Annotated in this window: 10 protein-coding genes; 4 read left to right on the top strand and 6 right to left on the bottom strand. The window is 44.0% G+C overall.

From position 1 onward, the window contains the following. The 4 genes from ACFSJY_RS15125 to ACFSJY_RS15140 all read right to left on the bottom strand — a co-directional run bounded on the left by ACFSJY_RS15125 (window position 1) and on the right by ACFSJY_RS15140 (window position 3,159). Window positions 1–996, bottom strand: coding sequence for a TauD/TfdA family dioxygenase (locus tag ACFSJY_RS15125; RefSeq protein WP_386036006.1), 996 nt, complete (start codon window positions 994–996; stop codon window positions 1–3). 8 nt (window positions 997–1,004) lie between these two features. Continuing rightward, window positions 1,005–1,964, bottom strand: a complete 960-nt coding sequence (locus tag ACFSJY_RS15130; RefSeq protein WP_386036009.1) for an aldo/keto reductase — start codon at window positions 1,962–1,964, stop codon at window positions 1,005–1,007. A 171-nt stretch (window positions 1,965–2,135) separates the two neighbouring features. Next, window positions 2,136–2,417 carry a hypothetical protein gene (locus ACFSJY_RS15135; protein WP_386036012.1) on the bottom strand — a complete coding sequence of 94 codons (282 nt, stop codon included), beginning with the start codon at window positions 2,415–2,417 and terminating at the stop codon, window positions 2,136–2,138. Then, complete coding sequence (locus tag ACFSJY_RS15140) at window positions 2,410–3,159, bottom strand: GntR family transcriptional regulator (RefSeq protein ID WP_386036015.1); 750 nt, start codon at window positions 3,157–3,159, stop codon at window positions 2,410–2,412. Before ACFSJY_RS15140 ends, ACFSJY_RS15135 begins: the two co-directional genes overlap by 8 nt. Before the next feature lie 362 nt (window positions 3,160–3,521). Between ACFSJY_RS15140 and ACFSJY_RS15145 the strand changes: the two genes are divergently transcribed. The 3 genes from ACFSJY_RS15145 (at window position 3,522) to ACFSJY_RS15155 (ending at window position 10,111) form a co-directional block, all read left to right on the top strand. Next, complete coding sequence (locus tag ACFSJY_RS15145) at window positions 3,522–5,633, top strand: glycoside hydrolase family 31 protein (RefSeq protein WP_386036018.1); 2,112 nt, start codon at window positions 3,522–3,524, stop codon at window positions 5,631–5,633. Window positions 5,634–5,638: 5 nt separating this feature from the next. Beyond that, window positions 5,639–7,375: a solute:sodium symporter family transporter gene (locus tag ACFSJY_RS15150; protein ID WP_386036021.1), complete on the top strand. Its 1,737-nt coding sequence runs from the start codon at window positions 5,639–5,641 to the stop codon at window positions 7,373–7,375. 354 nt (window positions 7,376–7,729) lie between these two features. After that, window positions 7,730–10,111: a TonB-dependent receptor gene (locus ACFSJY_RS15155; RefSeq protein ID WP_386036024.1), complete on the top strand. Its 2,382-nt coding sequence runs from the start codon at window positions 7,730–7,732 to the stop codon at window positions 10,109–10,111. A gap of 103 nt (window positions 10,112–10,214) precedes the next feature. Here the strand turns inward: ACFSJY_RS15155 and ACFSJY_RS15160 are convergent, their stop codons facing one another. After that, on the bottom strand, window positions 10,215–11,060 hold the full coding sequence (locus tag ACFSJY_RS15160) for an enoyl-CoA hydratase/isomerase family protein (protein WP_386036027.1): 846 nt from the start codon (window positions 11,058–11,060) through the stop codon (window positions 10,215–10,217). Window positions 11,061–11,539: 479 nt separating this feature from the next. Next, entirely contained in the window at window positions 11,540–13,444 is a 1,905-nt protein-coding gene (locus ACFSJY_RS15165) for a DNA topoisomerase III (RefSeq protein ID WP_386036030.1), read from the bottom strand. A 196-nt stretch (window positions 13,445–13,640) separates the two neighbouring features. On the opposite strand from ACFSJY_RS15165, the gene ACFSJY_RS15170 reads away from it, so the two are divergent. Continuing rightward, window positions 13,641–14,294 carry a hypothetical protein gene (locus ACFSJY_RS15170; protein WP_386036033.1) on the top strand — a complete coding sequence of 218 codons (654 nt, stop codon included), beginning with the start codon at window positions 13,641–13,643 and terminating at the stop codon, window positions 14,292–14,294. Window positions 14,295–14,322: the final 28 nt, after the last annotated feature.

Raw genomic sequence — 14,322 nt, forward strand, 5'->3', positions numbered from 1 at the left:
CTATGTCCTATTTGCTTTTGCTGCTCCCAACGCGACTAACACTTGTCTTTTGCTGGTACCGCCATAGGGACGTCGTCCATGCATCGCCAAGTTGTTATCCACCATGGCGACATCGCCCGCTTGCCAAGGTACATCAAAGATTAGCTCGTTTGATAGATCAACGACCTGCTCAAGCCACGCTTTGGGAATTTGAGTATCATCGCCAAAGCATAATGTATTATGGTGATTTTCTCTAACGCCTTTCCAACCTAAATACGCTGCAATAAGTTGATTAAAAAACACTTTTCTACCATCACTCAAGGTCCGCACAGCAGGCAAAGCACCCGTGGTTGCTTTTAAGCTACCATCATCTTGCCATACCCAGCTGTAGCCCAAACGCTGCAACTTTTCTTCTGCTTGCGCAACATTTTCTACGCTCAATGTGCTTTTCCAGCTTCTTCCTTGACCTGATTCAGGATCGTCTTCACCTGGCATCAACGTAGTGTACTTTACGCCTTTATCAGCAAAGGCATTTGCAGCGTCACTATTGGCTTTGCTTAATGCCTCGAACAACATGTCGCAACGCAAAATTGGGCTAGCACCGCCTTCATCAGCAGGGTGTAAACAGAAGAAAAAAATCTGATCGGGGTAGATAGGCGTTTGCGCCATTTCATTGTGCAGATTTATTTCAACTTCTTTTGGTGCTTCGTTCGCCGTGAATACGCGCTCTGTAAAGTTGATACGTACGGCGTTCGACAATGAGTCTTTGTACAAAAAGTTCGGGTAGCCAAAGCTTGCCGTAAACTCATCAAAAGCTTGTGCTGAGTCAACAGGAAAACCGCGGAACAATATGGCACCAGAGGCCTTCAGTTGAGCTTCTAATGCTGTTTGGTTTTCTTTAATCCATTGCTGGCATTGTTCAACGTCAGTGAGCCCTTGCTCATTTAAAACAACGGCAGGAAAAACGTCAGATTGTCCAGCGTTAAACTGCTGTGGAACGTCCGTAAGTGACAACATAGTGACTCCTAGTCGTAAATGGGGTGAAGCGTATTAAATGCGGCCTGACAAAAATCACCAGGGTCGTTGAAGCGCTTGTCTGCATTTAATGCTGCAATGGCGTCCATCTCGCTGTCATTCAACGCGAAGTCAAACAATGCAAGATTTTCTTTTAATCGAGATAGCTTGGTACTCTTTGGAATAATTGAGCAACCGCGCTGAATGTTCCAGCGTAAAACCACTTGTGCAGGTGTTTTGTTTACGCGTTCTGCTGCCGCTTTCACAACTGCTTGTTCAAGCACTGACTCATTTGCACTGGCCATATCGAGCTCTAAATATGAAAGGGCGCCAAGCGGCGAGAAAGCGGTAACGCTCAGCCCATAATTTTTAGCCGTGGCGATCAGCTTTTCTTGTGTATTGTAAGGGTGAGATTCAATCTGTAATGCAAATGGTTTTACATTGGCGTATGTCATTAGGTCATGAAGCAAGGCAGAGTTGTAATTACATACGCCAATGTGCTTAACCAAGCCCTTTTCAACTAGTGCTTCCATTGCATGCCATGTCTGGTAAAGCGGCACTTTGGCAAGTTCCATTTTTGGCTCGTCAGCAGTAGGATCGAAAAACCACTCTGGTGGATAACGCGTTTCAATCGGTACAAACTTTTGTGCGATTGGGAAGTGAATAAGATAGAGATCAAGGTAATCCAACCCAAGATCTTCTAGTGACTTCTCAACAGCAAGCTGCACATGCTCAGGCGCATGAAAGGTATTCCACAATTTTGAGGTTACCCATAACTCTTCACGACTAACAACACCGTCATTGATGGCTTTGGCAATGCCTTCTCCGACTTCTTTTTCGTTGCCATAGTCGCAGGCGCCATCTAAGTGGCGGTAGCCAGCAACAATAGCGTCATAAACCGTTTGTGCACAATCTTCTTTGGCAATTTTCCATAGGCCAAGGCCTACTTTAGGCATTTCTTGCAAAGCCATAGCGTCCTCTATTAAATTTGCATTTTATATCTTATATAAGACTATAAGTTATAGCTGTGGTTAAAATTTGTCAATTGGTGTTGTTATAAAGTTTAGTTAAGTTGATTTGCGGAGCAGCTTTTTGTGCCTGTATTGACAGTAGAGGGCTGATTATATTTGGCTTTTGAAACGTTATGTTGCGCGACTGTAGTAGGTGTTAAGTAGACGTTTTGCGACAAAGACTCCCGCAGCTACGCCTATGATAAGTTCAGGAATAAGCCACATTACGAGTAACAGTCCGAAACCTAAATCCTCGCCAAGTTCAGCATGGCTAGTACCATCATAATGAACATGAAGGGTGTATTGAGTGACAAGCTCGCTGCCTACTTCTATCGACAATAATGAGCATATGACGATAGCGACGATATACACCAGCACATGTATCAAGCGCTGGCGTATTGTTAGTTTAATCAAAGTTGACGAGATAGTGATAGTTATCGCTGCGACAGCGTGTTACGCGGTATTCAATGTTTTGATCATTAAGTGATTTGGTGAGTCTGCTAAACCAAATTAAAGGTTCACCTGCCTTGATGCTTAGCAACTTCGCATCTTCTTTGCTGGCGATCACCGCTTTTATTTTATCTTCCGTTTTGTGAACGGTTTGATTAAAGTTCGTTTGATAGAAGTGGTACAAAGTATGTGGAATTTCGGGCTCTTTCTCGATACCCGCAAACTCTTTGTAAGGCAGGTAAATATCCTCTAGTAGGCAGTGCTCGCCATTTAATGTTCGGCGGCGCTTTAATAAAACCACTTTAGTGCGCGTTTTAATGCCTAGTTGCTGCGCGACGTCTTTGCTGGCTTGCTCTATCGTCAGCGACAGAACTTCTGAGACAGGTAATTCTGGGTTGTGATCATCCGCAACAAGAGGAAAGAAACGGTACAAAGCAGGGGTACCGGTATGTTCTGCTACGAAAGTACCAAGCCCTTGTTTGCGATTAAGTACTTTGGCATCGGTCAGTGTATTCAGCGCTTTTCTCACCGTACCTTGGCTAACACCAAACTCGCTGGCGAGTTGAAACTCACTTGGCAGCATTTCGCCAGGTTTCCAGCGTTGTTCAACAATCAACTGGGTTACGTGCTTTTCAACTTGTTTGTATAGCGGGAGAAATGCTAAACCAGAAGTGCCTAATTTGTTGCCGAAATCTGTACCAGCCATAACGATACCGCGAGCCTGTAGTTGTTGTTAGTCTTATATAAGACAAATCCTACCATACAAATGCTAAAACGGAAGCAGCTTTTTCGATAATTCGCACTCTTATTGAATAAACTAAGCCCAGATAATCTGAGGGCTTCAGCCATTATAGGTAGTATTAATCATACATATTTACCAAATTAGATTTGACAATCGTTGATAGTTAGGTAGTTTATATTCTTATATAAGACCTAAGACTTGTATTGCGTAAAAAATAATAATTGGCCCAATAGCCGCTTTTAATAAGCAACGTACAGGGCATAACTCACGCAAGATAAAACAAGCCATCACATGAATGTGAATACAACAAGAGGGTTGGGGAAGCTATGTCGAATTTTTCTGTACAGGCACCTGCGTGGAATGATATTTCCGCAGCGGAAGTTGTCGCTGCACCTAAGGTGGTTGCAGACAACTGCCTTGTCGTGCCTACGTCTTGCGGTGAACTATCCGTGACGATAAGTGATCATGGCGTGCGTTTGAGAGCGGGCAAGCGTATAGAATTTGATTACGGCATGCTCAAATGTATGCCCGAAAACTACCCCTTGTCAGTCTCACAAAAAGCCAACGTTACCATTGCATCAGCAAATAATCTCTCGGTCGTTGTCCACCATAGCCCGTTTAGTTTTGAAGTTGTTCAGCAACGTGAAAGCGAGCAGCGCGTCGTACAGCAAAGTGCAACGGATGGACATTTTGTTCGACGTTATCGCATGCCTCCTTTAGCTAAAGTCGACGATGGCTGGTTTATGAGTTTTGAATTAGGTGCTGATGAGCCTGTTTATGGTCTGGGCGAAAAGTGGAGCAAATTAGATAAACGCGGTCAGCTAGTGCGATCATTTAATCATGACGCACTGGGTGTAAACGCAGAGATTTCCTACAAGAACACCCCGTTTTGTTGGAGCCCCAATGGCTGGGGTCTTTTTATTCACACACCTGCACCTGTAACTCATGGCGTTGGTTATGCGCCTTGGTCGCAGCGGGGCTACGGTGTTCTTATTGAAGATTCAGCGCTTGATGTGTTCATTCTTACTCAAGAAAGCGGTGCTGATATTATTAATAGCTATACCAAGTTGACAGGCAAAGCACCTATGCCACCTGAGTGGAGCTTGGGCGTAATCTTGTCGAAAGCTTACTACAAAGATGTTGAAGAACTACTGTCTACGGCTAAAGCAGTGCGCGAAAACAATATGCCTTGTGATGTCATCACCTTAGATGGCAGGGCATGGCAGGACACAGAAACACGGTTTGCATTTGAGTGGGACAGTAAACGTTATCATGACCCTGCTGCTGTGATTGCTGAGCTAAAAGCGATGCAATTTAAAGTCTGTGTTTGGGAATATCCACTTATCTCAGTGAAGAACCCTTTGTTTCATGAGTTGGCTGAAAAAGGCTGGCTGATTAAAGACAAGCGAACCGGACAAGCGTTTGAATATGAATGGGATATGAGCGCTTTTGGTGAAGTGTTAACGCCCCTGCCCAAATCGGGCATTCTCGACTTTACTCACCCAGAAGCGTATGCGTTTTGGCGCGACAGCCACAAACCCTTGTTCGAGATGGGCGTTGACATGATCAAGGCTGATTTTGGCGAGCAAATCGAAGACGAAAACATGCAGGCAAGCAACGGTGAGAAGGGCAGTGCGCTGCATAATGTTTACACCTTGCTATACAACCGCTGTGTCTATGAAGCAGCGAAACGTTACTGCAAGACAGGCCCATTTCTATTTAGCCGCTCCGCATGGATAGGTTCCCAATGCTATCCATCGCAGTGGGGCGGCGACCCTCAAGCCGATTGGGGAGGCTTAGCTGGTAGTATTCGTGGTGGCGTGAGTTGGGGGCTGTCTGGCGCTCCTTTCTATGCCACTGATGTTGGCGGCTTCTACAAAGATACGCGTGACGCTGAGTTGTTTGCTCGCTGGAACCAAGTGGCGGTGTTTAGTGCGCATATGCGCTTACATGGTATCGGCCCGCGTGAACCGTGGAGCTATGGAGAGGAGGCTGAAGCCGCTGCCAACAAGGCGCTTAAGCTACGTTACCAGCTGATGCCATATATTCATCAAACCATGGAACAAGCTACTCTAACGGGCTTGCCAATGCAGCGCGCCATGGTGCTAGCGTTTCCAGACCAGCCTCAATTATGGGCGTTTGAAATGCAATTTATGTTTGGCGAAGACATGTTAGTAGCACCTTGTATTGAGCCTGGTGGTCATGTTTCTGTTTATTTACCAGAAGGTGAGTGGCAACGGTTTGAACCTGAAAAAGCAAGTGGACAAATTTATCACGGTAATCAGTATTTGACCTTGTCACTGGCACTTGATGAGTTTGCAGTGTTTATTCGTGCTGGTGTAAAGATCCCAATGGCGGCTCCGGTAGAGCATACAGAAGCACTCGCCGAGCAAGGAAAAACCGTACAATCCATTGACCATTTCTGGCCGCAGGATTAATTCAGATGGCTGGCGGCGATATCTTTATCACCTTACTTACCTGTATATTCTTTATGGGCGTGGTGGCTTGGATTTCTTACCAGAAAACCAAGGGCGTTGTTGAATCAAAAGACGGCTATTTTCTAGCAGGCCGAGGCCTAACAGGTACATTTATCGCGGGCTCTATGCTGTTGACTAACTTGTCTGCGGAGCAGCTTATTGGTTTAAACGGCTCTGCATTTGGCTATAACTTAAGCGCTATGGCGTGGGAAGTTACCGCTGGCATTGCAACCATTTTGATGGCTTTGGTTTTTTTACCTCGCTATTTATCGGGTGCATTTACCACATTGCCTGAGTTTTTAAAGCAACGGTTTGATGATGACGTTCGTCGGATGACCGTTGTTCTTTTTATGGTGGGTTATGGCTTAATCACCATTCCGTCGGTGCTCTACTCCGGTTCTGTCGCGGTATTAAAGCTATTCGATATCCCGACACTACTTAACCTCAGTTATGAAATGTCGCTCATTATCACCATTGTTATGGTTGGCAGTATTGGTGCGGTATATGCTATTTTTGGCGGCCTTAAGGCGGTAGCTGTGTCGGACACCATCAATGGTGTAGGTTTGTTGATTATAGGTATTCTAGTACCGGTACTGGGTTTTATCATGCTAGGTAATGGCAGCTTTTTGACCGGTGTCGAGCAAGTATTAACAACGCATACTGACAAGCTAAATGCCATTGGTAAACCATCAGATCCTGTGCCGTTTGGTACCATATTCACCGGTATGATTTTCGCCAATCTATTTTATTGGTGTACTAACCAGTACGTGATTCAGCGCACACTGGGTGCTAAAAATTTAGCTGAAGGGCAAAAAGGTGTGTTGCTGTCAGGTTACTTCAAGCTTCTTGTTCCATTCTTAATGATGATTCCTGGTGTTATTGCCTTCCATTTGTATCAAACCGCTGAGCTAGAAACGATTGATATGGCATATCCTCGACTAGTGAAAGACGTGTTACCTATTTCATTGGCGGGTTTCTTTTTAGCGGTATTACTGGGCACTGTGTTTAGTTCTTTTAATTCGCTTTTGAACAGTGCCGCCACGCTGTTTTGTCTAGACGTTTATGCGCCGCTAAAAAAAGAAAAGGTGAGTGACGCTCAGCTGATTAAAGTGGCGAAAATAGCCAGTGTGATTATTGCTTTGTTCTCTTTCATTGTTGCACCGTTATTGATGTTTGCACCAGAAGGGTTGTGGCAAATTATTCGTGTATTCACAGGTTTCTATAACATTCCTGTTATTGCCATTGTGGTTATTGGCTTGTTCACTAAACGTGTCCCAGCAATAGCGGCAAAAATCGTGATTGTTTTCCACGTACTTGCCTATGCACTGCTTAAATTCATTCTTGATGTTGATATTAACTTTATCCACATCTACGCCATTCTATTCGTTGTAGAGGTGGGTATTATGCTTGCCGTAGGACATTGGTGGCCGACTGAAGAATTACAACTCTACCATCATCAGAAAAAAGTCGATTTAGTGCCTTGGCGCTACGCGCATCCGGTGGCGTTAACGTTAGTGTCTTTCATCATCATTAGTTATTTATTCTTCTCGCCACTAGGTGTGGTTTCGGCAAGCTGGCAAATATTTGGTGTTAGCGCGACTGTGGTCATGATTGTCAATGTCATTTTATGCAAGCTAACGATTAAACGCTGGCAAGCACGTTATCAAAACCCAGTAAAAGTGCAGGTGGTTAATGCTGGATAGCGTCTTTAGTGGGGCAATTTGATGTGCCAGTTTATGAATGAATCTGGTCTTAATGGTATGAATAACAATAGCTTTGAGTAGTGGCTTTTAACTTATTTGTACAGACGTATTAGCAGAGTGTTACCAGAATAATTTGATACAAATTTGCACAACACTGATTTAGGTCTTATATAAGATATATGTTGTAATATAAATATATACTTAGTACAGTGTTGTATAAATAATGCTCACCAAATAAGAGCAAACAACAAGCGTCATGGATGCAGTACGCGGCAAACTTCGCCGTAATTCACACGCAACAAATCGCCAAAGAGCGAACTTAAAAAAATAAAAAGTGTATTGAGGGAGAAGGAAATGAACGCATCAAAGAGCAAGCTATGGCTCGCGGTCACTGCCGCGTTGTCATTTGCAGGCACATCCATTCCAGCGCTTGCCGCTGACACCGGTGCAGATGAAAGCGACATCGAAAAAATCACGGTGACTTCACAAAAGCGTCAAGAACGATTGTCGGAAATTCCGGTAGCCGTATCTGTATTGCGCAGTGACCAAATTGATAACACCTTTGCAGGAGGCTTTGAAGGTCTGCAAACCATGGTGCCATCGGTAAGCTTCAGAAAAGGTACAACTACACGTAATTCAGCGATTACCGTACGTGGTATTGGTACTATTTCATTCAGTGTAGCTGCCGAGCCAAGTGTTTCTACTGTGGTCGATGGTGTTGTACTAGGCCGTTCAGGTCAGGCGTTTACCGACTTATATGATTTAGAACGTGTCGAAGTGCTGCGTGGTCCGCAAGGTACATTATTCGGTAAAAATGCCTCTGCTGGTGTAGTGAATATTACAACCAAGCGTCCAACTGGTGAAACCGAAGGTATGGTTGAAGCGACGCTATTGCAAGACAATGAATATCGCGTAAAAGCAAAAGTTCAAGGTGCAATTACTGACAACGTCAACGCGAGCTTAGTTGCGACAAAGTCAGGCTTCGATGGCAACATCTATAACGTGTACAACAATGAATGGGTAAATGGCTACGACAAAGAAGGTTTCCGCGCCATGGTGGACGCTGAATTAAGCCCTAACACCAACATGTTGTTTATCTTCGAAAGTATGAAATCTGATGACGATTGTTGTGCAGATATCGAGGGTTTACCTAGCGGTCGCAACCCGGATTCTGAGGCGGCGCCAGACAGTAATGGTATCGTCAACGGTAAAGCTGATTTGGATTTAGACCAACGCAAGGTTGATCACGACTTTGAATCGCGCACAATTGATGAGCAAACAGCGTTGTCGCTTCAAATTGATCACGACTTTGGTGACTATACCTTTACCTCAATTACCGCTTACCGCGAATGGGACAATACCGAATACCGTGAGGGTGACTTTACGTCAATTGCGGGCGATTCGACTGAGCCTGTGTTTGGTGTGCCGTTCCAATTACATGATGTAGGCCCACAAAGCTGGGATCAATTCTCACAAGAAGTGCGACTGACATCACCTGTAGGCCAAGCGCTAGAATGGCAAGTTGGCGCATTCTTCTGGTCACAAGATTCAGAGCGTAACTTTACCCGTGATGCGAGCTGTCAAAATAACAATGGCCAGCTAAACAGTGAAATTGCCTACTACATGGAAAATGAACTAGGTGTTGTTGACCCAAGTGAATCTGATGTTGAAAACTTCATTAGCCAAGAAGGCATAACCTGTGGAGCCAATGACATTGTTAGCGCAACTGCCTACATGCGTACTGAATTTCATAACTGGGCGGTATTTGGCGACGGCCGTTACCACTTAACCGAAGACTTCCGCTTGTTGTTCGGCGTTCGTTATACCGATGATGAAGTAGAGTTTGACCACAATCGTTACAGTAACGACCAGTATGGTCGCCGTGGTGTTGGTGTTCGTCCTGCAAGCGAAAACACTAACTTTGATGGCAAAACGTCTGAAACCAATACCTCAATAAAGCTAGGCGCACAATATGACTTAGACGACATGGGTATGGTTTACGCCACTTATGCTCAAGGTTATAAAGGACCTGGTTTTAACGTCTTCTACAACATGGCAGAGAAAGACACATTGCCAATTGGTGAGGAAACCTCTGACGCATACGAGCTTGGCTACAAATACGCAGTCGGTAACTTAATGATTAATGCGGCTATCTTTAAAACAGAAATTGAAGGGTTCCAAGCGAATAACTTTGATAACTCGTCGGGTGTCACGATTACGCGTTTGACTAATGCTGGTGACGTAAGTACTCAAGGTATTGAGTTAGATTTCTTGTGGCAAGCAACAGAGAACTTAACCCTTTCTGGTGGTGTGGCAAGCGTTGAAGCTGAAATTGATGAGTTCTTTTGTCCAGATGGTGCAGCCTGTACGGACCGTTCAGGTTTAGATGTACCTTTCTCACCTGATCTTAAGTACAACTTGACTGCCGATTATGTGATGGAAATGGACAATATGGATATCTTGTTCAATGCCTCATATGTCTATACTGACGAGCAATACGGTACATTGCCGAATAACAATGGTGAGTTCAATCCTGCGCACTTGTTGCCCGATTATGAGCTGCTTAATGCCAGTGTCGCGTTCTCATTCGATGACGATGCATATCGCGTGACATTAATCGGTAAAAACTTAACAGACGAAAGCTTCTTCACAACTTACAGTGGTGATAACTTCCGTTACCAAGTGCCAAGAGATGCTGATCGTGTGTTCGGTGTTCAATTTAGAGCTAACTTCTAAAAAGACTGAAACCACCTGAACTGTCAGATAAAAAAACACCGCCTCGGCGGTGTTTTTCTTTATCAAATAATGAATACTTGCTGCTTGTTTTCCGTTATTTAAACTATTTCATACGCGCCCAAATTGGCTGTGTTGTTGCTAATACAAAAAACATGACAGCGATACCACGCTTCTTTTTACTCCAAAGGAACTTGGCTTGGTTCATCAAAAATTTACGTGATAAGAAAGCCGTAGCGAGTGCTTCAGACTCTTCTATATTAGCTTTGATCAACTCTGGCAGTGTGGAACCCGCCAAAAACGCCCTTTCTTGGTTGCTGTTTATCCATCCTTTCGCTATCTCTATCGCTTTGGGGAGAAGTTCTTCTTGCGGTACTACATGCTGAACTATGCCGATGGCTAATGCTTCTTCAGCAGTTGGTTTCCAACCTTCGCTGCCGAGCATTCGCTGTGCATTTTCTTCACCCATTAAACGAGGAAAATGAATACTAGAACAGCCTTCTGGTGTCACACCAAGTGCGGCAAATGGGGTTGAGAAAGTCGCTTCTTTCGCAGCAATAACACCATTACATAATGTTGCAGAGGTCACACTGGCACCAATGGCTGGACCGTTGATAGCAGCAAGAATAGGTTTGCGGACGTTGAGAAACGCTTCAAACAAGCTCTGGTTATGCTCAACAATCAATCCATGTAGCTTTTTAGGGTGCATCAATTGAATAGCAGAGCTTAAGTTCACACCGGCCGAGTAATAACGACCTTCACCGGTAAATACTATCGCCTTGATATCATCTAGGCTATTGGCTAATGAAAGGGCTTTTTTGAATGCTTCCATCATTGGCATTGTCCAGCCATTTAATCGATTAGGTTGAGTCATTTTGATGATAAGCACACTGTCTGTTATTTCAGTGTCGATATGCGCTGCTAACTCGGCAGATAAATTTAAAGCATTCACGGTGAAAGCCTAAGTAAACTATTTTAGATAGTTATAAAACATTCTGGTATGACCAGTAAAGTGCCAACGCACTAGAATGAAAGAAATTAGAAATAAATATATAAAACGAAACTCTGTAAAGCGTTCGCTGTTAATTAAATGATAGTCTGCTTGGGCCTGCCTTTTATCGGGAGAAAGTTCGCTTTAACGCCCGTATGCTCGTGCTTTATTTGGCAATATCTCGATTAGTTGAAGATTACGCGGACTTGCTTGTTTTTCAGTACATGAATTTTTTTCAATGTAAAATCATGTAATAGCACTTGACTGTATACAATATCTTCACTAAATATAGAGGTGATAACTTCCGTTATCGGGTGCTAAAGACATTTCATGTGTTTTAGGCGCTCAGTTTAGAATGAATGTCTAAACAAAGATAACGGGACTTGATCTGTCCTAACTAAAAACACCGCTCCGGCGGTGTTTTTTATTTGAACACCATATCAGGCAGCTTTCTTCTTTCGCCTTCGCTTTTTAAATGCTGGCTTTACCGAAGACTTTACGCCACGTAGTGACTCGGGTAATTGTTGAGATGCTTGCCCAATAAGGTGATGTAAGGTTTGCTCAAGCGGATGCATAAAGTGATTGTAGCTACTTTGCTTATCGGCAATGTTATTGAGCTCTGCTTCCCAGTGTGCGGTCATATCCGGTAAAGAACACTCAAGGGGCAAGGCATTAATTAAGCCTTTGCCAGCGTCAGTTGCATTAATTGCCTTGCCATTTCGTTGTAAGAAACCACGTTTAAACAGCAGCTCGATAATACTTGCGCGTGTTGCTTCTGTGCCTAAGCCATCTGTTTCTTTGAGAATAGATTTGAGTGACTTGTCTTGAACAAAGCGTGCAATACCCGTCATCGCCGCCAGTAAGGTTGCATCAGTAAATACTTTGGGAGGCTCTGTCATTTTTTCAAGCAAATGACCAGCAATACAATGTAATGCGTCACCTTTTTTGAGCATTGGTAATGTCGGCTTGTCGTCATTATCATTGCGTTTAAACAGTGCTTTCCAGCCAACAACGTCTACCTGTTTGTCTGTCGATGCGAAGGTTCCACCGGCAATCTCAACAGTGACTTTACCAGCCTTATATTGGTGGTGGGGATAAAACTGGGCAACATATTGACGTGCGATCAATTGATACACATTTTTCTCAAAGTTATTGAGTGCAATGTTCTGGCAAGGCTTTTCCGTTGGAATAATCGCATGATGCGCACCGACTTTTTTATCGTTCCATGCAGCGCTTTTTATCTGGCTATCTGCGTTTTTAGCACCGTTTGCGACGTGCAAATTACTCCTTGCTAGATGGTTTAAAATCGCTTTACTTTGTTGCCAATGTTCCTTGGGTAAATAGCGACAATCGGAACGAGGGTAGGTAATTAACTTATGCTTCTCGTACAAGCTTTGACAGACATCCAGCACTAATTTTGCGTTCATTGAAAATTGCTTGGCAGCGTCAATTTGTAAACTTGAAAGGTTATATGGCAGAGGTGGTGCCTCTTTCTTTGGTGTTTGCTTTACATCAGTTACCAACGCAGGTTGGTTTGAAATCCGACTAACTACATTTTCAGCAAGCTTTTTAACAACAACGCGTCCGTCTTGGTCCATGTAAGGTTGACAGGCGTCGCTGGGCTGCCAACGTGCAGTAAAGCGTTGGCTGTTTTGTGTGCTTAATTCCGCGTCGACTTGATAAAACGGCTTTGGTTGAAACTCAGCGATTTCTTTATCACGATTAACGACTAGCCCTAGTACGGGAGTTTGCACACGACCGACTGACAATACGCCTTGATAACCGACCTTGCCACCTTGAATGGTATAGGCGCGTGTTAAGTTAATGCCATAAAGCCAATCTGCTCGACTGCGTGCCAAAGCAGACACTGACAACGGCATAAAATCTTTATTGGGTTTGAGCGATTTAAGTGCTTGTTTAACTGCATTGGCATTGAGATCGCCAATTAGTAGCCGTTGAACACATTCTCTTTTGGTTTTTGAAAGCTTTAGGTAGTCGAGTACTTCATCAACTAGCAGTTGCCCCTCTCTGTCGGGGTCGCCTGCGTGAATGATGGTATCGGCTTGCTTGACGAGTTTTCGGATAGCGGCAAGTTGGCCTTTTGTCTTAAATTTAGGCTTAAGTTGCCATTGTTCTGGGATAATCGGTAGGTGTTCTAGCTGCCACTTCTTGAAGCGCTCGTCATAGGCTTCGGGATCTACCTGCTCTAGGATATGCCCGACACACCATGTAACCATGCTACCGTCGCCACATTGAAAATATCCCTGCAGTTTCTTGTGTGGCTTAGGTAGAACATCAACAATAGCACGCGCAAGGCTGGGCTTTTCGGCAATATAGAGCTTCATAGGGAACACGTTTCTTATTACTGTTCAGCAGTCTAGCTATTAACTGTTTAAATATCCAGTATTTGATGTGTTCAGCCCATCAGATTTCCTGTGTTGATTCATTTTTCATCGTCTTGTGTATAAACTGACATCAATTCCTCAAGGATTATGGTGGCGTTTTAATTTGGAATTCGCGCTTAATTTGATAAAAAAGGCTATGGTGATATTTATTGTCTCCGCCAGCTTATTGCGTGAGTCAGCAGCGAGCGCTGACACTATATATGTCATGGCAATTGACTACCCACCTTTCGTGAGTGAGAGTTCGCCCAATTATGGTTTTACCTATGCTTTGCTTGAAGAACATGCCAAACAACACTTTCAAGTGTCCATAAAACCCTTGTTTGTCCCGCCTGGCAGGGCACAAGCAATGATTAATGCCGGCGATTGGTGCCTGTCTTTTTACCCGCCAATAGGCAGAGAACAAGACGCCGAATTCATTCCTCTGTTAGAGAAAAAGGTTGCTATTAAGCTTCATCGACTCAAACAAGATACGCCGTTTACTTGGCAAACGCTGTCAGAGTTGAGTGGTAAAAGTGTTGCGGTATTACGAGCCCAAAAAGAAGGGCCGTTAGCTATGAAATATCACCAAGCGAATTTGGACGTTGTGCCCGTTGAGAGTATTAAACAAGGCTTGGAGATGATGGTAAAAGGGCGGGTAGATTATTGGGCCGCTGCTGACATTGCAGTCGACAGTTTAACGGCAGAGGATAACAACCGAGCCAGTATTCAGTCTTCCATTCCGGCGCTTCAAACATTTGATGTGGGGGTTTTCTACCATAAAAAATGTCACACCAAACTATTTAAACAATAAATTTTATAAAAACTGTAATAAATTCAGT

It is taken from the genome of Thalassotalea euphylliae (assembly GCF_042682785.1).
Lineage (GTDB): Bacteria > Pseudomonadota > Gammaproteobacteria > Enterobacterales > Alteromonadaceae > Thalassotalea_F > Thalassotalea_F euphylliae.

Bases quoted from the DNA above. Each gene is read 5' to 3' on its own strand.
- ACFSJY_RS15125 (WP_386036006.1), bottom strand. From the start codon at position 996: ATGTTGTCACTTACGGACGTTCCACAGCAGTTTAACGCTGGACAATCT.
- ACFSJY_RS15130 (WP_386036009.1), bottom strand. From the start codon at position 1,964: ATGGCTTTGCAAGAAATGCCTAAAGTAGGCCTTGGCCTATGGAAAATT.
- ACFSJY_RS15140 (WP_386036015.1), bottom strand. From the start codon at position 3,159: ATGGCTGGTACAGATTTCGGCAACAAATTAGGCACTTCTGGTTTAGCA.
- ACFSJY_RS15145 (WP_386036018.1), top strand. From the start codon at position 3,522: ATGTCGAATTTTTCTGTACAGGCACCTGCGTGGAATGATATTTCCGCA.
- ACFSJY_RS15150 (WP_386036021.1), top strand. From the start codon at position 5,639: ATGGCTGGCGGCGATATCTTTATCACCTTACTTACCTGTATATTCTTT.
- ACFSJY_RS15155 (WP_386036024.1), top strand. From the start codon at position 7,730: ATGAACGCATCAAAGAGCAAGCTATGGCTCGCGGTCACTGCCGCGTTG.
- ACFSJY_RS15165 (WP_386036030.1), bottom strand. From the start codon at position 13,444: ATGAAGCTCTATATTGCCGAAAAGCCCAGCCTTGCGCGTGCTATTGTT.
- ACFSJY_RS15170 (WP_386036033.1), top strand. From the start codon at position 13,641: ATGGTGATATTTATTGTCTCCGCCAGCTTATTGCGTGAGTCAGCAGCG.